Below are 21,067 nucleotides of genomic sequence, written 5' to 3'. Positions count from 1 at the left end.
GCGGTCAAACTTGATGTCAGCAACAGCCACCAGCCATCGGGAGGGACCCCATGACCGCGAAGCAGAGCGGCTACGCCAAGGTGAACGGCCTGGAGATGTACTACGAGGTGCACGGCCGCGCGCGGGCCGGCGACCAGCGGCCGCTCGTGCTGCTGCACGGCGGCGTGCTCTCGATCGATCTCGCCTTCAGCGCGGTGCTGCCCGCGCTCGCCGAGGACCGGCAGGTCATCGCCGTGGACATGCAGGGACACGGCCGCACCGCCGACATCGAGCGGGACATGAGCGTGGTGGACTTCGCCGCCGACGTGGTGGCCCTGCTCGACGAACTCGGCGTCCCGCAGGCCGACTTCCTCGGCTTCAGCCTCGGCGGCCTGACGAGCCTGCAGATCGCGGTGGCCCACCCAGAACACGTCAGCCGGGTCGTGCTGGCCTCCGCGCACTACCACCAGGACGGCTATCACCCCGGGATCAGCACCGGCGAGACCACCGTGCCCTTGCCCACCCAGGCCGAGTTCGAGGAATGGGCCGCCACCTACGCCCGCATCGCGCCGCACCCCGAGCACTTCGAGACCCTCATCGCCAAGGCGACGGCCGCGGCCCACGCCACGCTGCCCTGGACGGCCGACGACCTCCGCGGCATCGCCGCCCCGACGCTGCTGGTCATCGGCGACATGGACTTCGTACGCATCGAGCACGCCGCCGAGATGCAGCGGCTGATCCCCAAGGCCCACTTGGCGGTGCTGCCCGACACGACGCACATGGGGGTGATGCGGCGCACCTCCGTACTGCTGCCGCTGCTGGGCGAATTCCTGTGACACCAACCTCACGCCACCAGCGGCCGCACTTCCTCCGCCACGAAGCGCATGAAGCCTGCCGGGTCCGGGTCGTCCGCCGTCGGCTGCAGCACCACCGTGTCTGCTCCTGCCGCCACGAGGCGCTCGATGCCCTTGGCGAAGTCGGCCGCGTCGCCCGCGATGCCCAGGTCGGCGGATGGGTCGTGGCCCCAGGTGGCCAGTTCGCGGCGGAGCCGCTCGGTGGCGTCGGGGCCCGTGGCGGCGTGGGCGTAGACCGTGAAGTGGTGTGGGCCCGGGCGGCCGGCCGCTTCCCTGGCCTCGTTGATCAGCGTGACGGCCGTACGGACCCGGTCCACCGTCAAGTCCGCGTCCAGGATCGTGCCGTCGGCGGCCTCGCCCGTCAGTTTCAGGGTCTTCGGGCCGGTGCCGCCCGCGTACACGCGCGTCGGGTCGGCCGGCGGCCAGTCCAGCTTGACCTTGTCGAGGCGGACGTAGCGGCCCTCCCGGCTCACCTCCTCGCCCGCGAGCAGCGCGCGCAGGGCGTCGAGGTACTCGCGCAGCAGCGTCAGCGGTGACTGGGCGCGCGCGCCGACCTGGCCCATCCAGTCCTGTACGCCGTGGCCGACGCCGAGCTGGAAGCGGCCGGGGAAGAGGCGGTCGAGGGTGGCCGTCTCCATGGCGGTGAGGGCGACATTCCGCAGCGGTACGGGCGCGAGGCCGACGCCGACCCGCAGCCGGTCGCTCCAGGCGAGTGCGGCGGAGGCGGTGGCGAGGCCGCTCTCCAGGAAGCAGTCCTCCCACAGCCAGAGCTCCTCGAGACCGGCGTCCTCGGCCGCGCGCACGACCTCGCGCAGCTTCTCCGGCGGGTACTGGGGACGGAAGGTGGCGCCGAGTACGGTCATGATCCCCATCCTTACCCGTCGGCCGCGCTGCGGGCAACGACACATCCTGATTCGACGCCGGCGGCCAGGTCATGCGCGTCCCGTACGACGACGAGCCCCGCGTCGTGCAGCACCCGCGCCGCCGCGCCCGCCACCCCCGCCTGGGTGACGCCGCGCCACGGCGGCAGCTGGTAGAAGGCGAAGAAGCGGCCGCCGGGGGCGAGTGCCTCGCCGACCGCCCTGGCCGCCTTCACGTTGGCGGTGAGCAGCTGCACGTTGAAGGCGTAGACGGCGTCGTAGCGCTCGCCGCACAGGTCCGCGGGCCACACCTCGGTACGGAACTCGGCCCGCCCCGCCGCCACTTCCGCGGCATTGCGCCGACCGGCCGCCGCCGTCATCTTCTGCGACCGGTCGAGCCCCAGCAGCCGCCCCTCCGCCCCCAGCCCCGCCAGCACCCGCGATGCGGTCACCCCGTGCCCGCAGCCCACCTCAAGCACCCGGTCCCCGTCCCGTGCCGCGACGACCCCGGCCGCCCACTCATGTCGGTCCATACCAATCGAGTATGGCCTCCGGGAGCGGCGCGGGCGGCGGCCCGTCAGCCGACGGTCACCACGATCTTCCCGACGTGGGCGCCCGAGTCGAGCAGACGGTGTGCCGCGACGATCTCCGCCAGCGGGAAGGTCCGGTCCACCAGCGGCCTCAGCCAGCCGTCGCGCACCCCGGCGTCGAGGTAGGCGCCCGCGCGGCGGAAGCGGTCAGGGTGGTCGGTGAGGTAGGTGTTGCCGTAGCCGAAGAGCTCAAGCGGCCAGTTGATCGGCAGGATGAAGTCGTCGCCGTTCTGCATGCCGTACGGAATGACCAGCCCGCCGGGCGCCAGCGCGGCCACCGCCGTGGGGAAGAGCGAGCCGCCGACGGCATCGAAGACGACGTCCGCGCCGCGGTCGCCGGTCAGCTCCCGTACCCGCTTCAGCACATCCTCCTCATCGGTCACCACGACCGCCTCCGCACCCGCGTCCAGCAGCCGCTGCCGCTTCGCCGCGCGGCGGGTGGTGACGATCGGGACGGCGCCGGCATTGCGCACCACCTGGATCGCGGCCAGGCCGACGCCGCCCGAGCCGGCGGTGATCAGCACCGTGTCGCCGGGGCGGATCCGGGCGCGGTGGATCAGCGCGCCGTACGCGGTCGTGTAGGCGAGCGGGATCGCGGCGGCGGCGACCGGGTCGAGGCCCGCGGGCCGGTGGAGGAGGCTGGTGGCGGCGGGGACCACCGCGTGTTCGCCGTAGACGCCGTGGTCCTCCATCTGCAGGCCGGAGACCGTCATGACCTCATCCCCCGGCGCAAAGCCGTCGACGCCCTCGCCGATCGCCTCCACCACGCCCGCGGCCTCGTAGCCGAGCCGGGCCTCGGGGAGGCGGGGCTGGTAGTAGTACGTGCCGGAACGCAGCATCGCCTCGGCCCTGTTGAGGCCGAAGGCCTGCACCCGCAGCGCGACCTCGCCGGGGCCGGGGGCGCGCGGTTCGCGGTCTTCGAGCTTCAGCACCTCGGGTCCGCCGAGCTCGTGGAACAGCACTGTCTTCGCCATGGTTGTCATCCGTATCTGTCTGCAGGAAAGCGGCTTGATCACCACTGTCCGGCGGCGCCCGCCCCGCGCACACAGCCGCGCTTGCCAACTCTCCGGAGGATGTGGCCATGGCCGAGGAAGCCCGCAAGCACCGCGTCGCCCTGCTGGTGAGCGCGCCGGTGTCCGCCTTCGACATGTCCGCGGCGACGATGGCTTTCACGCAGGCGCGGACGGCGGACGGGCGGGCGGCGTACGAGATCGAGGTGTGTACGCCCCGCCCCGGCGCCCTCACCGGGCACGAGGGGGTGGAGGTGGTCGTACGCCGCGGCGTCGAGGTGCTCGCGGCGGCCGACACCGTGCTGGTGAGCGGCCAGATCAAGGGCCCGGGGACGGACGAGGCGCACGCTGCCCTGCGAGCGGCCGCGGAGCGCGGGGCGCGGGTGGCTTCGCTGTGCGGCGGGGCGATCACGCTCGCCGAGGCCGGGCTGCTGCCGCACGGCTCGGAGGCGGCCGTCAACTGGCGCTTCGCGGACGACTTCCGGCGCCGCTTCCCGGGCGTCCGGGTGCGTACGGACATCATCTACACCGACACCCCGCCCTACACGGGGTCCGGGCACGGCGGCACGGCCGACCTGTGCTTCGCCCTGATCCGTGCGGACCACGGCGTCGCCGCCGCCAACGACCTCGGCCGCCGCATCATCGCCGCTCCCCCGCGGCACGGCTCCGCCGGACAGCGGGTCCCGGCGGCGGCCGCTTCGGCCCGCACGTCGCTCTCGCTCGCGGCGACCAGGGCGTGGGCGAGCGCGCATCTCGACGAGCCGCTGACGCTGGCGGCGCTGGCGCGGCATGCGCGCACCAGCGTGCGTACGCTCAGCCGCCGGTGGCAGGAGGAGACCGGGTCGAGTCCGCTGCGGTGGGTGCTGCGGCAGCGGCTCGATCTGGCGCGGGAGTTGCTGGAGACGACGGATCTGACCGTGGAGCAGATCGCGCGGCGGGCGGGGCTGGGGTCGGCGGATTCGCTGCGGCATCACCTGGTGGCGGATACGGGGCAGACGCCGACGGACTATCGGCGGGGGGTGGCTGAGCGGGGGGCGGCTGATCGGGAGGCCGTTGAGCGGAAGGCCGCTAGTCCCGCTCCCCGGCTCCCGGTGTGATCAGCCCCGTCTCGTACGCGACGATCACCGCTTGCGCGCGATCGCGGAGGCCGAGCTTGGAGAGGATGCGGGCGACGTGGGTCTTCACGGTCGCCTCGCTCAGGCTGAAGCGGGCGGCGAGCTCGGCGTTGCTGCGGCCGCGGGCGAGGGCGGTGAGCACCTCCAGTTCGCGCGGGGTGAGGGCGGCGAGGTCGCCGTGCGGCGCGGCCGCGGCCCGGTCGTCGCGGGCGGCGAAGCGCTCGACGAGGCGGCGGGTGATCGCGGGGGCGAGGAGGGCGTCGCCGGAGCGGACGAGGCGGACGGCGGCGGTGAGGTGTTCGGGGGTGACGTCTTTGAGCAGGAAGCCGCTGGCGCCCGCGGCGAGGGCGGCATAGACGTACTGATCGAGGTCGTACGTGGTGAGGATGACGACCCGCGGCGGCTCGGCGGCGGCCATGATGCGGCGGGTGGCTTCCAGGCCGTCGGTGTCGGGCATCCGGATGTCCATGAGCACGACATCGGGCCGGGTGCGCAGCACCTCGGCCACCGCCTCGTCCCCGTCGGCGGCCTCGCCGACGACCTCGATGCCGTCGGCGGTGAGGATCATGCGGAAGCCGGTGCGGACGAGGGACTGGTCGTCGGCGATCACTACGCGTGGGGCGGCGGCGGTGTCGGTCACTTCGCCCCCTTCGCGGGGCTGGTGGGGGCGGATGCGGGTGCCGTCTCCGCCGACTCGCGACGCGGCGCGGACTGCGCGGACTGCGGCCCGGCCGATGCTGCTTGCGGCGGGGCTGACGCTGTCCCGGATCCCCGCCCGCGAGGCGGCGCCGCCCGCTGCGTCTCCTGCATCGGCACCGCCCCCTCCCGCACCGGGATCTCCGCCCGCACCCGGTAGCCGCCCCGCGGGCGTCTGCCCGCCTCCAGCGTGCCGCCGTAGACCGCGAGGCGCTCGCGGAGGCCGATCAGGCCGCGGCCGTTCCCCGCGGCGGCGGCGGCCGAAGGGTGGCCGCCGGTGTCGGTGACCTCGACCCGTATCGCATCCGGCGCATGCTCGACCGCGACCCGCACGTGGGCGCCCGCCGCGTGCTTGACCGCGTTCGTCAGCGCCTCCTGCACCACCCGGTACGCCGCCAGGTCCACGCCGGCGGGCAGCGGTCCCGGGGTGCCGGACACCGTCAGGTCCACCGGGACGCCCGCGTCGCGGATTCGGCCCGCCAGCGGCTCCAGCCGGTCGAGGCCCGGCTGCGGGGCCAGTTCCACGGCCACCGCCGGGTCCCGGCCGTCGTGGCCGTCGCCCTGGGCGGCCATCGTCAGCAGCCCCATCGCCTGCCGCAGCTCCGCGAGCGCCGCCCGGCCGCTCGCCTCGACCGCCTGCATCGCCTCGCGGGCCTGGTCCGGTGAGGCGTCGAGGACCTTGCGGGCGGCGCCGGCCTGGATGGTCATCACGCTCACATTGTGGGTGACGACGTCGTGCAGCTCCCGGGCGATACGGGCCCGCTCCTGCTCGGCCGCGCGCCGGGCCGCCTGCTCCTGCTCAGCCTGCAGCCGGCGGATCCGCTGCTGCCAGGTGTGCAGGGTGTTGGCGGCGAGGCCGAGCGGCAGCAGGATCAGCAGCGGCAGCCAGCCCGACGAGACCTGCGGCACGACGCCGTCCTGCGCGGTGGCGAAGACCACCGCGGCCAGCGCGACGCTCACCACCGCGGCCCGTCGGTACGGGCTGTACATGGCCGCGCTGTACGCGGCGATCAGGCAGGCCGCGAAGGCGATGGCGGCGGCGTCCTCGCTGACCGAGCCGACGTGGAACCACAGCGTCACGAGCGACACCGCGCCGAAGGCGGCCAGCGGGTAGCGGCGGCGCACCGCCAGCGGGAGCGCCACGAGGACCCCCAGCGCCAGCTCCCACGGCTGCACGGCGGAGAGCGGATCCCCCGGGGGCTCCCGAAGCCGCCACTCGTAGCCCGGCGGCGGCACCGGCTCGTCCGGCATCCGGAACCCCGGCGGCAGCGGCCGCTCCTGCGGCAGCTGTTCCTCCGGCAGCACCAGCTCCTGGCCGGGTGGCGCGTACACATCGACCTCGACATCGCGGTCCAGGTCGGCGACCACAATGCCGATCGCCAGCACCGCCGCGAGCACCACGTCCGCCACCCACGCCCAGCGGGACAGCTTCGGGCGCGGGCCCGCGGCGCGCAGCAGGGCGGCGGCGGCATGCCGGGGCCGTATCCAGAGGTCTTTCGCGTTCACCGGCTCAGTGTGCCAAGCGCCCAGCTGCGGCGACATCGTCCGGGATGCGCAGGCGGCCGCCGCGGGAGGCGTACATCGCAGGGATGACGCGCCCGCGGGTGCGTCCGATGCCGTACGGGACTTGCACACCTGGGCCGACGTGCCGGGCCCGGGCGCGCGCTTACCTTTCCGGCGTTCCCGACCGCCGAAGCCTGGAGAAGCCATGCCGGATCCGCTGATCGACCTGCGCGATGTGACCAAGTCGTACGAGGACGGACCGCCCGCACTCGACGGCGTGAGCCTGGCGGTGCGGCCCGGGGAGGCCGTCGCCGTGCTCGGGCCCTCCGGGAGCGGCAAGTCGACGCTGCTGAATCTGATCGCCGGGCTCGACCGGCCCAGCGCGGGCACCGTCACCGTGGGCGGGCAGCGGGTGGACGGGCTGAGCGAGAGCGCGTCGGCGAAGTACCGGCGGGCGCGGATCGGCATGGTCTTCCAGTTCTTCCACCTGCTCGACGACCTCACCGTCGCCGACAACATCCTGCTCCCGGCCCAGCTGGCCGGCATTCCGCGCGCCGAGGCCCGCGACCGGGCCGCCGACCTGCTCGGCTACCTCGGCATCGCCCGGCACACCCGCGCCTACCCGGGCCGGCTGTCCGGCGGCGAGCGGCAGCGGGTCGCCGTCGCCCGCGCGCTGATGAACCGGCCGCAGCTGCTCCTCGCCGACGAGCCGACCGGCGCGCTCGACACCGCCTCCGGCGACGACGTACAGGCGCTGCTGCGGGACCTCAACGCCGACGGCCAGACGATCGTCCTCGTCACCCACGACATGGCGCTTGCCGCCGGCTGCGCCACCCGCACCGTCGAGCTGCTCGACGGCCGGGTGGCCCGCGATGTGCCGGCGGTGGCGTCGTGAGCGCGCTGGGGAAGGTGGTACGGGCAGGGGTGGGCAGGCGGCGGCTGCAGTCCCTGGTCATGATGCTTACGGCCCTGATCTCGGTCGCGGCCGCGGTGCTCGCGCTGGGGCTGATCGAGACGGCGCGGGCGCCCTTCGACCGGGCCTTCGGGAGGCAGCACGGGGCGCATCTGACGGCCGAGTTCAGCGCCGCGAAGGCGTCGGAGGCGCAGATCCGGGGGACGGCGCGGGCGGATGGCGTGGACGCCGCGGCCGGGCCGTACCGGGTGGCCGACGCGACGCTGACGGCGGACACCGGAGCGGCATCCGGGCCGCAACCGCCCGGTCTGCCCGAGGAATTGGAGCTGCCGCCGCTCACCGTCGCGGGGCGCGGCGACCGCGCCCCGGACGTGGACCGGGTGGGCCTGGTCAAGGGCCGCTGGGCGCGGGCGCCCGGGGAGATCGTCCTGGAGCAGAACGAGATCCCGGAGTTCCTGTCGGTCGGCTCCCGGCTGCAGGCGAAGGAGCTGCCGGGCAAGCCCGCACTGAAGGTCGTCGGCATCGCGAGCTCGGCCAGCCGCACCGCCGACGCCTGGACCACCCCGGGGCAGCTGGCCGAGCTGGACGCGGGCCGCAGCCCGGCGTACCAGATGCTCTACCGCTTCGACGACGCCGGCAGCCGCGCGGACATCGCCCGCGGCCGGGCGGCCGTCGCCGCCGCGGTGCCGAAGGGGGCGGTCACCGGCGGGCAGTCGTATCTGACCGTGAAGCAGGACGTGGACAGCGGCGCGGCGGTGTATGTGCCGTTCCTGACCGCCTTCGCCGTGATCGGGCTCGGGCTTTCGGTGCTGGTCGTCGCGGTCGCGGTGAGTGGCGCGGTGACCGCCGCCACCGGCCGGATCGGGGTGCTGAAGTCGCTCGGCTTCACGCCGGTGCAGGTGGGCCGGGCGTACGTGGCGCAGGCGGTGATCCCGGCGGCGCTCGGCGTCGTCCTGGGCGCCGTCGCGGCCAACCTCCTCGGCGCGCTGCTGACCGACGAGGTGGCGGCCACGTACGGCACCGGCACCCAGCTGATCCCGCTGTGGGTGGACCTGGCCGTTCCGGCGGCGGTGCTGGCGCTGGTCGCGGTCACCGCGCTGGTGCCGGCGCTGCGCGCGGGCCGGCTGCGGACGACGCAGGCGCTGACCGTCGGCCGGGCCCCGGCCGCCGGGCGCGGCCTGTGGGTCCGCCGGCTGCTGGGGCGGCTGCCGCTCCCCCGACCGCTCGTGCTCGGCCTGGCGCACCCGTTCGCCCGCCCGGCGCGGACGGCGACGCTGGCCGGGGCGGTCGCGTTCGGGGCGCTGGCGGTGACTTTCGCGGTGGGGCTGAGCAGCTCACTGCAGGGCGTCCAGAGCGACCGGCAGCGGACCACGGCGGGCGACGTCCTGGTCGAGTCGGGGCCGGGGAACAGCGGTCCTGGCCAGCACGTCCCGGCGCCCGGCAGCGCGCCCGGCAACGTGCCCGCGCCGAAGTCGGCGGATCCGGCCGAGGTGGCCGCCGCGATCCGCGACCACGCCGACACGAAGGCGTACTACACGATCGCCACCAGCCCGGTGCACATTCCCGGCGTGACCGGCGAGACGACCGCGATCGGCTACCGGGGCGACTCCGGCTGGGGCGCGTACCGGATGATCGAAGGGCGCTGGTTCCGCGGCGCGGACGAGGTGGTGCTGGCCTCCCGGCTGCTGCAGGCCATGGACAAGGACATCGGCGACTCGCTGCCGGTGTCCGACGGCGGCCGGTCGGTGCGGCTGCGCATCGTCGGCGAGGCCTTCGTCCTCAACAACGACGGCATGGCGGCGCTGATGGACCGGACGGCGCTCAAGCGCCTGGTGCCGGACGCGGTCGGCGGCGAATTCCGGGTGCAGCTCGAACCGGGCAGCGACGCCGCCGCCTACGCCACCGCCATCAACCGCAAGTTCGCCGGTACGACGGTGCACGCGACCGCAGGCGACTCGACCGCCGTCCGCTCCAGCAGCATCGTCGCCATGCAGGCGATGATCGCGCTGCTGGCCGCGCTGCTGGTGGCGGTGGCCTGTCTCGGGGTGCTCAACACGGTGGTGCTCGACACCCGGGAGCGGCTGCACGACCTGGGCGTCTTCAAGGCGCTGGGGATGAGCCCGCGGCAGACGGTGGCGATGGTGCTGGTGTCGGTGGCGGCGGTGGGCCTGGTGGCCGGCGCGCCGGGGACGTTCCTCGGGGTGGTGCTGCACCACTGGGTGGTTCCGGACATGGGCGCGTCGGTGGGCACCCGCTTCCCGGACGTGTTCATCGACGTCTACGGCGCCGGGCTGCTCTCGCTCCTCACCGCGGGCGGCCTGGTCATCGCGGCCCTGGGCGCGCTGCTCCCGGCGACCTGGGCGGCCAAGTCGGGGACGGCACGGGCGCTGCGTACGGAGTGAGCGCTGTCGCCGCGGTGAATCGGCGTGTGCGCCCCGATCAGGGGCGCGCCCGTCCCGCCGCGGCGCAGCGCGACGATCTCGGCCGCGATGGAGAGCGCGACCTCCTCCGGCGTACGGGCCCCCAGGTGCAGGCCTATCGGCGAGCGCAGCCGGGCCAGCTCCGCGTCGGTGACGCCGACCTCCCGCAGCCGCGCGTTGCGGTCCTCGTGGGTGCGGCGCGACCCCATGGCGCCGACGTACGCGACGGGCAGCTTCAGCGCCCGCTCCAGCAGCGGGACGTCGAACTTGGGGTCGTGCGTCAGCACGCACAGCACCGTACGGGCGTCGGTCTCGGTCGTGTCGAGGTACTTGTGCGGCCACTCCACGACGACCTCGTCCGCGTCCGGGAAGCGCTGCGTCGTGGCGAAGACGGGCCGCGCGTCGCACACCGTCACGCGATAGCCGAGAAACGCCCCCGCCCGGGTCAGCGCGGCCGCGAAGTCGATCGCGCCGAAGACGATCATCCGGGGCGGCGGCACTGACGACTCGACCAGCAGGCTCACCGGCTCGCCGCACCGCGATCCCTCGGCGCCGATCTCCACGATGCCGGTACGCCCCGCGTCGAGCAGCGCGCCGGCCTCGGCGGCGGCCGTCGCGTCCAGGTCCGGGTGGCCGCCGAGGGAGCCGTCGTACGAGCCGTCGGCCCGTACGAGAAGGGCCTTGCCGAGCATCTCCGCCGGGCCGCCGGCGATCCGCGCGACCGCCGCCGCCTCCCCTCTGGCGGCGGTGGTCAGCGCGGCGGCGAACAGCTCGCGTGCGGAGCCGTCCGCCGGGACCGGGGTGATGAGGACGTCGATGATGCCGCCGCAGGTCAGGCCCACGGCGAAGGCGTCCTCGTCGGAATATCCGAAGCGTTCGAGCAGGGACTCGCCGGACTCGAGCGCCTCCAGGCACAGCTCGTAGGCCGCGCCCTCCACGCACCCGCCGGACACGCTGCCGATTGCCGTGCCGCCCGCGTCCACGGCGAGGGCGGCGCCCGGCTGCCTGGGGGCGGATCCGTGCGTCGCCACGACGGTGGCGACGGCGAAGTCCCGGCCCTCGGCGAGCCACTCGTGCAGCTCGGCAGCGATGTCCAGCATGGTGACCATCTCCTACATAGGCGCTACTTCACCCCGAGCCACTGCTCGATCGGGTGCAGGGCGAAGTAGATGACGAAGATGACCGAGAGCACCCACATGAACGCTCCGGGCTCCCGCCACTTGCCCTGCGCGGCCTTGATCGCCACGTAGGAGATCACACCCGCGGCCACGCCCGTGGTGATGGTGTAAGTGAACGGCATCAGCACCACGGTGAGGAAGACCGGGATGGCAACTGCCGAGTCGCTCCAGTCCACATGCTGGGCCTGCATCATCATCATGCCGCCGATCACGACCAGCGCGGCCGAGGCGACCTCGGCGGGCACGATCGCGGTCAGCGGGGTGAAGAACAGGCAGGCCGCGAAGAACAGACCGGTCACGACGCTGGCGAGACCCGTACGGGCGCCTTCGCCGACGCCGGTCGCCGACTCGACGAACACGGTCTGCCCTGAACCACCGGCGACACCGCCGATGGCGCCACCCGCGCCGTCGATGAACAGCGCCTTGGACAGGCCGGGCATCCGGCCCTGCTTGTCGGCCAGGTTGGCCTGGGTGCCGACGCCGATGATCGTGGCCATCGCGTCGAAGAAACCGGCCAGCACCAGCGTAAAGACGATCATGCCGACGGTCATGGCGCCGACATCGCCCCAGCCGCCGAATTCCACCTCGCCGAAGAGCGAGAAGTCCGGCGACGAGACCGCGCTGCCGTGCAGCTCCGGCGGGCCGGCCGACCAGGCCTTCGGGCTCATGTCGACGACGGCGTTCACGATCACGGCGATCACGGTGCCGACGACGATGCCGATGAGGATCGCGCCGGGCACCCGGCGGGCCTGCAGCATGAAGATCAGCAGCAGCGTCACACCGAAGATCAGGACCGGCCAGCCCTGCAGCTCACCGGCCGGGCCAAGCGACACGGGGGTGGTCTTGCCCTGGTGCACGAAGCCGGCCTTGAAGAAGCCGATCAGGGCGATGAACAGGCCGATGCCCATCGTGATCCCGTGCTTCAGCGGCAGCGGGATCGCATTCATGATCATTTCCCGTAGCCCGGTGACCACGAGAAGCATGATGATGACGCCGTACGCCACACACATCGCCATGGCCTGGCCCCACGTCATCTGGGGCGCGACCTGCGAGGCCAGCACGCCGGAGACGCTCAGCCCGGCGGCGAGGGCGAGCGGCACCTTGCCGATGAAGCCCATCAGGAGGGTGGTGAGCGCCGCGGCGAACGCGGTGGCGGTGATCAGCCCGGCCTGGCCGAGCATGTTGCCGTCGACGTCCTTGCCGCCGAGGATCAGCGGGTTCAGCAGGAGGATGTACGCCATCGCCATGAAGGTCGTGAGGCCGCCACGGACCTCACGGGCGACGGTCGACCCGCGTTCGGAAATGTGGAAGTACCTGTCGAGCCAGCCTCTGCCGGCGGGCGGGCGCGAGCCCGCTCCCGCGTCATCCGCGGTGGTAGCAACCGGCTCAGCATGCTGCTGGGTCATGTGCCCTTCTCCCAAGGTTCATAGGGGCACCCGCCTCATCGCGGGATTTGGGATCTGCACGACCCGGGGGGACGGCCCGAGACGACGTTTCTTCACGTGCTGTTTACGCAACAGAGCCCAAGTAGACCGACCGGAAGCGCGCCGGGTGCAGTCACCGAAACCATGAAGCACTTGGCTGGCCAGGCCGCGCGTCTTGTAGATTCAGACGAAAGGCGGGCCCCAGGGGCCCCGCCGTAATCGCACGGCAACACGGCACCACAAGGACAGGACGGCACGGCCATGAGACTCCGCGCACTGCTGGAGACCGACACGCTGGGCCTGCGCCTGCTCGGCGGCGAGGACGAGCTCGACCGTACGGTCCGCGGCGTCATGACCACGGACCTCACCGACCCCAGCCGCTATCTGTCCGGCGGCGAACTGGTCCTCACCGGCCTCGCCTGGCGCCACGACCCGGCCGATTCCGAGCCTTTCGTACGGATCCTCAGCGCCGCCGGGGTCGCCGGGCTCGCGGCGGGCGAGGCGGAGACGACCGGCATCCCGGAAGACCTGGTCGAGGCCTGTGCGAAGCACCGACTGCCGCTCTTCGCCGTGCACGAGAGTGTGGCCTTCGCCACGATCACCGAGCATGTGGTCCGGCAGGTCTCCAGCGAGCGCGCGGGCGACCTGGCGGCCGTGGTGGACCGGCACCGCCGCCTGGTGTCGTCCGGACCCGCGGGCGGCGGCCCCGAGGCGGTCCTGGACCTGCTGGGCTCCGACCTGGACCTGCGCGCCTGGGTGCTCACCCCGGCGGGCCGCCAGATCGCCGGCACGGGCGACGGCGACGCGGGGCTGCCCCCGGAGGTCTGCTCCCAGCTGGCCGGCGAACACCTGGCGGCGGTACGGCGCGGCCGCATGGGTCCGCACCGGGTGGCCGTGGCGGGCCAGACGTACTCCCTCTTCCCCATCCGCAGCGGCGGCCGCGACCTGCGCGAGACGCTGCTGTCCGACTGGCTGCTCGCCGTCGCGGCCGATGCGGGCGAGTGGCCGGAGGAGCGGCTCGACCTGCTGCGGGGCGTGACGCAGCTGATCGCGGCGGAGCGGGAGCGGCGGGACGCGGCCCGTACGGTGCGGCGGCGGCTGGCGCAGGAGGTCCTGGAGCTGGTGCAGACGGGCGCGCCGCCGGCCGAGATCGCGGCGCGGCTGCGGGTGGCCGTGCCCGTACTGCTGCCGGGTCTGGGCACGGCCCCGCAGTGGCAGGTGGTGGTCGCCCGGGTCGAGTGGGAGGGCGGCGACCTGCCCGGCGGGGCAGTGGCGCAGTCGCTGCTGGAGGAGATCCTGGTCGACCCGGCGAACCGCGGCCCGGAGCCGTCGGACCGGATCGCGGTCGCCCACACCGGCGACGAGGCGGTGGCGCTGGTCCCGCTGCCGGCGGTGCCGGGCGAGGAGGCGGAGCCGACCGCCGCCGTGCTGAGCGCCCAGGGGCTGCTCGACGCGGTGGCCCAGCCGCTCGCCCGCGGCCTGTCGGACGACGGCACGCTCACGATTGGCGTAAGCGCCGCTGTGCATTCCTCCGAGGGCCTCCGCGGCGCCCTGGAGGAGGCCCGACACGCCCGCCGGGTGGCCGCGGCCCGCAGCGGCCGGGTCTGCGCGGCCGGCCACGAGGAACTGGCCTCGCATGTCCTGCTGCTCCCCTTCGTCCCCGACGACGTCCGCCGCGCCTTTACGGCCCGCCTGCTGGACCCGCTCCACGACTACGACCGCCGCCACCGCGCCGAACTGGTGGAGACCCTGGAGGCCTTCCTGGACTGCGACGGCTCGTGGACGCGGTGTGCGAGCCGGCTGCACCTCCACGTGAACACGCTGCGCTACCGGGTGGGACGGATCGAGCAGCTGACGGGCCGCGATCTTTCGCGCCTGGAGGACAAGCTGGACTTCTTTCTTGCGCTGCGGATGAGTTGACGGAGTCCGTCACACCAAGGTCTTGTGAAATGGTTCACCCGACCCCTTGGCCGGGAGCGGACTTCATGCTGTGATCGACTCACGGTCTTCATGCTCGACGGTGCGCTTGGGGAGGGAATGTGGCGGATACCGCCATGTCGCAGCCTGGTTCGGTCACGGGCGGTACTGATGATTCGGCGCTCGGCCGGGCGGTGTGGCGGTTGCGTTCGCGCGGCTGCTGGGACGATGCGGCGGCGCTGCTGGCGCCCGGGGCGGAGAAGGACGCCTATCTCGCCGTGGAGCGGACGCATCTGCTCGTGGAGCGCGCCATGTTCACCGGCGACGGCTGGAGCCCGGCGGAGGACGCGCTGCGCTCCGCCGAGTCCCTCGCCTCCGACAACGAGGAGCGCGGCGCCGCGGCCTGCGAGCGCGGCAACCTCGCGTACGCCACCACCGTCTTCCGCGGCCGCGACCGCTCCGACGAGGCCCGGGTCGCGCTCGGCCGCGCGGCGGCGCTGCTGCCGCCGGCCTCCCGGCTGCGGCCCCGGCTCGACTTCCGCCGCGGCCTGGTCGCCCAGCACATCACCCGTAACGCCGCCGCCGCGCACGCCGCCTTCAAGCGCGCCCACGAGGCCGCGGCCGCGCAGGGCGACTCGCTGCTGTGCTCCTTCACCTGGCGGCATCTGGCGGGGCTCGCCGCCGCGGAGGGTGAGTGGGCGGAGGCGAAGAAGGGCTTCACCGAGTCGCTGCGGATCCGCGAGGACCTCGGCTATCTGGTCGGCATCGCGCCCGCGCTGGCGTCGCTGGCGGACGTGGAGGACGAGGAGCCGGAGGCGCACCGGCTGCGCAGCGAGGCCCGCCGTCTGGTGCGGCTGCTGGGCGGGGTGCCACGCTGGCTGGCGGATCAGCTCGCCCAGCCCGCGTTCAACCAGGCCCCGACCGCGTCCGACTAGGCCCCGCCCCGCGGGGCCGGCTAGGAGATCTCTCCGGTGCCATCACAGCCCCTGCGGATAGCGATACTGAGCTTCTGGCACGTACACGCCCCCGACTACGCCCGGCAGGCCACCGCACACCCCGACACCGAAATCACCGCCATCTGGGACGAATCCGCCGAGCGCGGCGCGGCCGAAGCCGCCCGCCTCGGCGCCGGCTTCCTGCCCGATCTCGACGCCCTGCTCGCCCGCGACGACATCGACGCCGTCGTCGTCACCACCCCGACCACCGCCCACCGGCAGGTCATCACCGCGGCCGCGAACGCCGGCAAACACATCTTCACCGAAAAGGTCCTCGCCCCGACCACCGCCGAATGCGCGGAGATCACCGCCGCCGCGGAGAAGTCGGGCGTCGCGCTGATGCTCTCGCTGCCGCGGCTCTACGAGGGCTACACCGCCGCGATCCGCACCGCGCTCGCCGACGGCGCCGTCGGCCGGGTCACCGCGGTGCGGGTCCGGCTCGCGCACGGCGGCTCGGTCGGGGAGGGCTGGCTGCCCGGGCACTTCTACGACCCCGCCGAGACCGCCGGCGGCTCGCTGATCGACCTCGGCTGCCACCCGATGTATCTGGCGCGGCTGTTCCTCGGGCAGCACCCGGAGTCGGTGACCGGCACCTTCGGATACGTGACCGGGCGCGCCGTCGAAGACAACGCTGTCGCGGTCCTGCGCTGCGCCGACGGCGCGCTCGGCATCGTAGAAGCGTCCTTCGCCGCCCCGCACTCGGCCTTCACCATCGAGGTGCACGGCACCGAGGGCTCGCTCAGCTACGCCGACACCGCGGGCCACGGCCTGCTGCTCACCGACGCCTCCGGCACCCGCGAGCTGCCGCTGCCGCCGGGCTCCGGCACCCCCTTCGAGCACTTCGTACGGCACGTGGCCGAGGGCACCCGCCCCGACGAGAACCTCGCCCTCGGCCTTGACCTGACCCGCCTGATGGAAGCAGCACTGGAGGGCAACCCCACATGACCGTATCCATAGGCATCATCGGCTGCGGCGGCATCTCCCGCCCCCACCTCCGCGGCTATCTCTCGACCCCCGACCGCGCCCGGGTCACCGCCGTCGCCGACGTGGACGCCACCGCCGCGGCCGAGCGGGCCGAACAGGCCGGCGGCGCCCAGGTCTTCACCGACTACCGGCACATGCTCGACGAGGCCGCCATCGACGCCGTCGACATCTGCCTCCCGCACCATCTGCACGCCGACGCGATCCTCGCCGCCGCGAAGGCCGGCAAGCACATCCTGTGCGAGAAGCCGCTGTGCCTGACGGAGGACGAGGCGGAGCGGATCGCGGATGCGGTGCGTACGGCCGGGGTGACCCTGATGTGCGCGCACAACCAGCTGATGCTCCCCGCCGTGGCGGCGGCCAAGGAACTGATCGCCTCCGGCGCCCTGGGCAAGATCTACGAACTCCGCACCACCGACAGCTTCCACAACAACTTCGACCCGGCCAACATGGGCTGGCGCGCCCACGCCGCCACCAGCGGCGGCGGCGAACTCATCGACACCGGCTACCACCCCACCTACCTCCTCCTCCACCTCGCCGACGACCGCCCGGCCGCGGTGTCGGCGATGCTCAGCACCCACCGCCTCGCCTTCATGGAGGGCGAGGACTCGGCGCGGGTGCTGGTCCGCTTCGCCGGCGGCGCGGTCGGCGAGATCGTGACCAGCTGGGCGTACGAGGCGGCGCCGGGCACCGAGAAGTTCTCGGCGGTCGGCGAGCTGGGCAGTCTCTCCAGCGACGGCACGGTGCTGCATTACAAGCCGCGGGGGGAGGCGGTGGTCACGACGGAGTACCCGGCCGTGGACTCGATCCCGGCGGTGTGCGCGGACTTCGCGGCCCGCATCGAGGACGGCGTACGGCCGCTGCACACCGAGGCGGAAGGCACCGAGGTCCTGAAGGTGATCCTCGGCGCCTACCGATCGGCGGCTCAGAAGCGGGAGATCGCGCTGTAGCGCTCGGCAGCGCTCAGCCGGCAGGCGCGAACCGGACGGCATCGGCGACCACATACCCGTCGGTGCCGTCCGTCCGTATCAGCACACTCCCGCCCGCCCCCGCGGCGAAGTCGAAGCTCCCCAGCGGCACCCACTGCCCGCCCTGTCCGCGCTGGTCCACGGTCTTGGTGCGGACGCCGCCCGCGGATTCGATGTCCACGGGCACATTGCCCGCCCGGTTCGCATCCGCGGTCCAGCGCAGCGCCACCGACCAGGTGCCGGCGGCGGGCAGTTCGGGGCGGAAGCGGAGTCGGGTGACGCCCTTGCCGGTGTTGCCGTCGTGGAGGTAGTCGGCGCCGTAATAGCCGGAGATGGAGGTGCTGGACGTCCACTCGCCGTCTTTGGTGACGCCGGTCGGCGAGGCGTTGTCGACCACCACCTCGCCCGGGACCGTCGGCGGCCAGTCGAGCACCTGGCCGTCGGCCCGCAGCCGCTGCCGCAGCTTCGCGTACGGGATGCGCTGCACGGCCGTGTTGGCCTCGATCGCCTGCCGCGCCGCCGTCGCCGCGGACTGGGCGAGGATCATGAAGACCGGTTCCATCCGGATCGACCCGTACGCGATGTGTGAGGCCGACAGCGCGACCGGCACCAGGAGATTCGCGCACTGCGCCTCGGCCGGGACGATCGAGCGGTAGCTGATGCCGTACGGGGCGGGGACGCCGACCTGGACATCACCCTCGTTGCGAGCCGCGCCGTCGACGACGAGGCGCTGGCAGTTGTGCGAATCCATCGTGTACGAGGCGAGGCCGACCGGGTCGGCCGCCTTCACCGTGCCGCGGCAGTCGTGCTCGGTCATCACGTACGGCGCCAGCATCCGCCGCGCCTCGCGGACATACAGCTGCGGCGGCCAGCCGCCGTAGTCGGCGAACTCGTCCCGCGCCAGGCCCCACGCGCCTACGGAGGTGCGGATCGGCTCCGGCACGCGCGGGTCGTTGGCGAGGAACCACATGAAGCCCTGCTGGTATGTGCGGTGCTCGGCGGCGATGGTCTCGCGCTGGGTGTACGAGCCCAGCGGATAGCCGTAGTTGAAGCCGATGTCGTCGGTGGAGAAGGCGCCGTTGTTGTTGGAGTCGGTCTTGCCGTTCCCCATCTGTGTCGTGGTGAAGAACGGGCCGGTCCAGCCTGCCTGGATGTAGCGCAGGAGCAGTTCGTAGCGCATCGGCTCGTAGCCGGAGGGTTTGGGAAAGGGGATGCGGTCGTTGGCCTTCGTGAGGCACATGCGGTAGCAGTACGCCTGGATCGCGTCGTCGGCGGTGCCGTTGGGGGCGAGCTCGGCGGCGGACACTCCGGGCAGCAGGCCGCTCGCGGGGATGCCGGGGGTCACGTACGGGTCGACGCGGTGCACGAACTGGTGGCCGGTGCGGTGCTGGACGCCATTGAGCGTCTCGTCGTACTTCGTATTGCCCTCGCGCCCGGTGGTGAAGGCGACGCCGGCCTTCGCCATCAGGTCGCCCTCGTAGGTCGCGTCGATGAACATCCGGCCGCGGTAGGCCGTGCCGTCCGACGTGGTCAGCCCGCGCAGCCGGTTGCCGCGCTTGTCGACCGAGGCGAGCCGGGCCCCTCGGACGACCGGCACCCCGGCCTCGGTGAGCATCTCGCCGAAGACGACGGCGGCGGCGTGCGGCTCGAAGGTGTAGCGGGCGGGCGAGTCCGGGGTCACGGGGGTGCCGTGGTACTTGCCGTAGATGCGGCGATAGAACTCGCCCGCCAGGCCACCGATGGCGTCCCCCTTCCCGGTGTCGGTGGCACCGAGCCCGCCGGTGGTCAGCCCGCCGAGGTGCCGGGTGGGCTCCAGGAGGACCACCGTGGCGCCCATCCGGCGCGCTTGGACGGCGGCGGCGATGCCGGCGGAGGTGCCGCCGTACACCAGGAGGTCGACGTCGGTGGGGGCGGCGGCGGCCGAATGGAGCGATCCATCCAGCGCCAACCCAGCCGCCCCCACACCCGCGACGAGCAACAGTCTGCGACGTGTCAACTCAGTTCTCATGACTAACAAATTGTCATGTACCCGGCTGTTGGCCCACCCTGTCGGCCACGCCGACCCCCAGCAGCGCCGTCTTCGTCGTACCGAGGTAGGTGAGGTCCTCCCGGTCGAAGACCCACGTGATGCCGCGGAACGACAGCCCGATGCCGGCCCGCCCCGCGGCATCCGTCACCCGCTCCTTGACCACGATCCCGGGAATCTTGGCCGCCGCCCGATTAAGCGCCGCGCTCAACTCAGGGATCAGCGACGCCTTCTCGAGCTTGTAGCCGAGGTCCTCGAAGAGCGCCTCCTCGTGAGTGGGCCCCATGCCCTTGGTCGCGGCATAGCGCTCCTCGTACAGCACATCAGGATCGGTGGGCAGCCCCCGATAGGTACGGAAGGCATGCTTGGGATCGCTCGACAGCACGATGTTGTCGAGCGCTCCCGCCCCCTGCGGGCCCACGCGGATCAGACCCTCGCGACGCCCGTCCACCGACTCCCATTCCTCCCGTTCGGCGTTCCCTTCGATGCTCTCGTCCGCCCCCAGGCTCCTCGCCGACCCGATGCTCCGGGTGTAGATGTACTGGTGGTCGCCGATGACGACCGCGGGGCGGTGCGCCGCGGTCGTGGCGATCCGGTCCAGCAGCCGCACCGCTTCGCGGTGTTCGGCGGCGGACACCGGGGCCTCGGGCGGGGGCGTGTCGCCGAAGGTGCCGGCGGCTGCCAGGCCGAGCACGACGGTCGCGGCGACCGCGAGCGGCGCGGCGATGGCCGCGAAGCGGCGGCGACGCGAGATGGGCCGCGGGAGGGCGGGGTTTTCGGTGCCCACCCGCACGTCGGTGATTTCCTGCATCAGGTACTCCCTGAGGACGCTGTGCCGGTCCGCCGGGAGCGTGGGTTCGCCGGGAGCCGGCACCAAAGCCGCCAGCTCCTCGCGCAGCACATCGGGGTCGCGCCGTACATTCATCGCTTTCCCTCCCGCCCGGTCCGGGCCGCCTGGTGGCGGCTGCCCGGTACCTGTCCGGCCGCCGGCGGGCGCTGCACCCCGGCCGCGGCGGCTGCCCCCCGCTCCAGCTCCTCGTCCGTCAGCTTCCGCAGCCGCTTGCGCGCCCGCGACAGCCGCGCCCGTACGGTGCCGGCCGCCACGCCCAGCGCCTCGGCAGCCGCCGCCGCGTCCAGCCCCTCCCACACGCACAGCGTGAACACCTCGCGCTCGGCGGGCCGCAGCGCCGCCAGCGCACGATGCGCCGCGCGCAACTCCTCGGCGTCGGCGAGCCGCTGCGTCACCTCGTCGGCGAAGTCGGGTACGGGCCGCGCGGGCGGCAGCCGGGTCAGCGCGGCGGTGTGCCGGCGCGCTGCCCGTCCCGTGTTGCGCATGACGTTGGTCGCGATGCCGAGCAGCCAGGGCCGCAGACTGCCACCATCCGGCAACACCCGCTCCCGCAGCCGCCAGGCCTCCAGAAAGGTAAGCGACACGACGTCCTCCGCCGCACTGAAGCTGCCCGTCACCCGGACCACATACCGATGCACCGCCGCCGCATGCTCATCGAAAAGCCACCCGAACGCATCCGCGTCCCCAGCCCGCACCCGGGCCCGCTGAGATAGGTCGTCCACACCCCGTCCTGTCCTGCGCGGCGCCGGCGTTGCCGTGAGCCCGGTCACAACCCGCCTGCCGTGGAA

Annotated in this window: 17 protein-coding genes and 1 pseudogene; 8 read left to right on the top strand and 10 right to left on the bottom strand. The window is 73.3% G+C overall.

The window, feature by feature from the left end:
• Positions 1 to 50 precede the first annotated feature (50 nt).
• Positions 51 to 815, top strand: a complete 765-nt coding sequence (locus ACNNMR_RS35065; protein ID WP_419998729.1) for an alpha/beta fold hydrolase — start codon at positions 51 to 53, stop codon at positions 813 to 815.
• An 8-nt stretch (positions 816 to 823) separates the two neighbouring features.
• Here the strand turns inward: ACNNMR_RS35065 and ACNNMR_RS35060 are convergent, their stop codons facing one another.
• Genes ACNNMR_RS35060 through ACNNMR_RS35050 form a run of 3 tightly spaced genes read right to left on the bottom strand, consistent with a single transcriptional unit; the run spans position 824 to position 3,257 of the window.
• Positions 824 to 1,696: an LLM class flavin-dependent oxidoreductase gene (locus ACNNMR_RS35060; protein ID WP_419998728.1), complete on the bottom strand. Its 873-nt coding sequence runs from the start codon at positions 1,694 to 1,696 to the stop codon at positions 824 to 826.
• Positions 1,697 to 1,707: 11 nt separating this feature from the next.
• A complete protein-coding gene (locus ACNNMR_RS35055) occupies positions 1,708 to 2,226 on the bottom strand; it encodes a class I SAM-dependent methyltransferase (RefSeq protein ID WP_419998727.1) in 519 nt (172 codons plus the stop codon).
• Between the two features lie 44 nt (positions 2,227 to 2,270).
• The gene (locus tag ACNNMR_RS35050) at positions 2,271 to 3,257 is read right to left on the bottom strand and encodes a zinc-dependent alcohol dehydrogenase family protein (RefSeq protein WP_419998726.1); all 987 of its coding nucleotides are present in this window, start codon (positions 3,255 to 3,257) and stop codon (positions 2,271 to 2,273) included.
• Between the two features lie 107 nt (positions 3,258 to 3,364).
• Between ACNNMR_RS35050 and ACNNMR_RS35045 the strand changes: the two genes are divergently transcribed.
• A complete protein-coding gene (locus tag ACNNMR_RS35045; RefSeq protein ID WP_419998725.1) occupies positions 3,365 to 4,390 on the top strand; it encodes a GlxA family transcriptional regulator in 1,026 nt (341 codons plus the stop codon).
• On the opposite strand, the gene ACNNMR_RS35040 is transcribed toward ACNNMR_RS35045, so the two are convergent.
• Complete coding sequence (locus ACNNMR_RS35040; RefSeq protein ID WP_419998724.1) at positions 4,362 to 5,048, bottom strand: response regulator; 687 nt, start codon at positions 5,046 to 5,048, stop codon at positions 4,362 to 4,364. The genes ACNNMR_RS35045 and ACNNMR_RS35040 overlap by 29 nt on opposite strands.
• Positions 5,045 to 6,646: a sensor histidine kinase gene (locus ACNNMR_RS35035; RefSeq protein ID WP_419998723.1), complete on the bottom strand. Its 1,602-nt coding sequence runs from the start codon at positions 6,644 to 6,646 to the stop codon at positions 5,045 to 5,047. The genes ACNNMR_RS35040 and ACNNMR_RS35035 overlap by 4 nt, the downstream gene beginning before the upstream one ends.
• 166 nt (positions 6,647 to 6,812) lie before the next feature.
• Between ACNNMR_RS35035 and ACNNMR_RS35030 the strand changes: the two genes are divergently transcribed.
• Positions 6,813 to 7,502 (top strand): ABC transporter ATP-binding protein, encoded by a 690-nt coding sequence (locus tag ACNNMR_RS35030; RefSeq protein ID WP_419998722.1) that lies wholly within the window; start codon positions 6,813 to 6,815, stop codon positions 7,500 to 7,502.
• Positions 7,499 to 9,922 (top strand): FtsX-like permease family protein, encoded by a 2,424-nt coding sequence (locus tag ACNNMR_RS35025; RefSeq protein WP_419998721.1) that lies wholly within the window; start codon positions 7,499 to 7,501, stop codon positions 9,920 to 9,922. Before ACNNMR_RS35030 ends, ACNNMR_RS35025 begins: the two co-directional genes overlap by 4 nt.
• 14 nt (positions 9,923 to 9,936) lie before the next feature.
• Here the strand turns inward: ACNNMR_RS35025 and ACNNMR_RS35020 are convergent.
• Positions 9,937 to 11,040: pseudogene (locus tag ACNNMR_RS35020) on the bottom strand (XdhC family protein); the annotation flags it as partial.
• A gap of 23 nt (positions 11,041 to 11,063) precedes the next feature.
• On the bottom strand, positions 11,064 to 12,524 hold the full coding sequence (locus ACNNMR_RS35015; protein ID WP_419998720.1) for an NCS2 family permease: 1,461 nt from the start codon (positions 12,522 to 12,524) through the stop codon (positions 11,064 to 11,066).
• Positions 12,525 to 12,803: 279 nt separating this feature from the next.
• Here ACNNMR_RS35015 and ACNNMR_RS35010 point away from each other — a divergent pair, with 279 nt between their 5' ends.
• The 4 genes from ACNNMR_RS35010 (at position 12,804) to ACNNMR_RS34995 (ending at position 17,385) form a co-directional block, all read left to right on the top strand.
• Entirely contained in the window at positions 12,804 to 14,462 is a 1,659-nt protein-coding gene (locus tag ACNNMR_RS35010; RefSeq protein ID WP_419998719.1) for a PucR family transcriptional regulator, read from the top strand.
• 119 nt (positions 14,463 to 14,581) lie between these two features.
• Entirely contained in the window at positions 14,582 to 15,394 is an 813-nt protein-coding gene (locus ACNNMR_RS35005; protein WP_419998718.1) for a hypothetical protein, read from the top strand.
• 36 nt (positions 15,395 to 15,430) lie between these two features.
• Complete coding sequence (locus ACNNMR_RS35000) at positions 15,431 to 16,399, top strand: Gfo/Idh/MocA family protein (protein ID WP_419998717.1); 969 nt, start codon at positions 15,431 to 15,433, stop codon at positions 16,397 to 16,399.
• Positions 16,396 to 17,385 carry a Gfo/Idh/MocA family protein gene (locus ACNNMR_RS34995; protein ID WP_419998716.1) on the top strand — a complete coding sequence of 330 codons (990 nt, stop codon included), beginning with the start codon at positions 16,396 to 16,398 and terminating at the stop codon, positions 17,383 to 17,385. The genes ACNNMR_RS35000 and ACNNMR_RS34995 overlap by 4 nt, the downstream gene beginning before the upstream one ends.
• 13 nt (positions 17,386 to 17,398) lie before the next feature.
• Here ACNNMR_RS34995 and ACNNMR_RS34990 read toward each other — a convergent pair whose 3' ends face one another.
• The 3 genes from ACNNMR_RS34990 to ACNNMR_RS34980 are packed head-to-tail and all read right to left on the bottom strand — an operon-like array spanning position 17,399 to position 21,001.
• On the bottom strand, positions 17,399 to 19,399 hold the full coding sequence (locus tag ACNNMR_RS34990; RefSeq protein ID WP_419998715.1) for an FAD-dependent oxidoreductase: 2,001 nt from the start codon (positions 19,397 to 19,399) through the stop codon (positions 17,399 to 17,401).
• 25 nt (positions 19,400 to 19,424) lie between these two features.
• The gene (locus tag ACNNMR_RS34985) at positions 19,425 to 20,354 is read right to left on the bottom strand and encodes a CU044_5270 family protein (protein WP_419998714.1); all 930 of its coding nucleotides are present in this window, start codon (positions 20,352 to 20,354) and stop codon (positions 19,425 to 19,427) included.
• A complete protein-coding gene (locus ACNNMR_RS34980) occupies positions 20,351 to 21,001 on the bottom strand; it encodes an RNA polymerase sigma factor (RefSeq protein WP_419998713.1) in 651 nt (216 codons plus the stop codon). The genes ACNNMR_RS34985 and ACNNMR_RS34980 overlap by 4 nt, the downstream gene beginning before the upstream one ends.
• Positions 21,002 to 21,067: the final 66 nt, after the last annotated feature.

This window comes from Streptomyces boninensis (genome assembly GCF_048572725.1).
Lineage (GTDB): Bacteria > Actinomycetota > Actinomycetes > Streptomycetales > Streptomycetaceae > Streptomyces > Streptomyces boninensis.
This window is presented reverse-complemented; position numbering and strand designations above follow the sequence as displayed.

Coding starts and splice junctions, on each gene's coding strand:
- ACNNMR_RS35065 (WP_419998729.1), top strand. CDS start 51: ATGACCGCGAAGCAGAGCGGCTACGCCAAGGTGAACGGCCTGGAGATG.
- ACNNMR_RS35060 (WP_419998728.1), bottom strand. CDS start 1,696: ATGACCGTACTCGGCGCCACCTTCCGTCCCCAGTACCCGCCGGAGAAG.
- ACNNMR_RS35055 (WP_419998727.1), bottom strand. CDS start 2,226: ATGGACCGACATGAGTGGGCGGCCGGGGTCGTCGCGGCACGGGACGGG.
- ACNNMR_RS35050 (WP_419998726.1), bottom strand. CDS start 3,257: ATGGCGAAGACAGTGCTGTTCCACGAGCTCGGCGGACCCGAGGTGCTG.
- ACNNMR_RS35045 (WP_419998725.1), top strand. CDS start 3,365: ATGGCCGAGGAAGCCCGCAAGCACCGCGTCGCCCTGCTGGTGAGCGCG.
- ACNNMR_RS35035 (WP_419998723.1), bottom strand. CDS start 6,646: ATGTCGCCGCAGCTGGGCGCTTGGCACACTGAGCCGGTGAACGCGAAA.
- ACNNMR_RS35030 (WP_419998722.1), top strand. CDS start 6,813: ATGCCGGATCCGCTGATCGACCTGCGCGATGTGACCAAGTCGTACGAG.
- ACNNMR_RS35015 (WP_419998720.1), bottom strand. CDS start 12,524: ATGACCCAGCAGCATGCTGAGCCGGTTGCTACCACCGCGGATGACGCG.
- ACNNMR_RS35010 (WP_419998719.1), top strand. CDS start 12,804: ATGAGACTCCGCGCACTGCTGGAGACCGACACGCTGGGCCTGCGCCTG.
- ACNNMR_RS34995 (WP_419998716.1), top strand. CDS start 16,396: ATGACCGTATCCATAGGCATCATCGGCTGCGGCGGCATCTCCCGCCCC.
- ACNNMR_RS34985 (WP_419998714.1), bottom strand. CDS start 20,354: ATGAATGTACGGCGCGACCCCGATGTGCTGCGCGAGGAGCTGGCGGCT.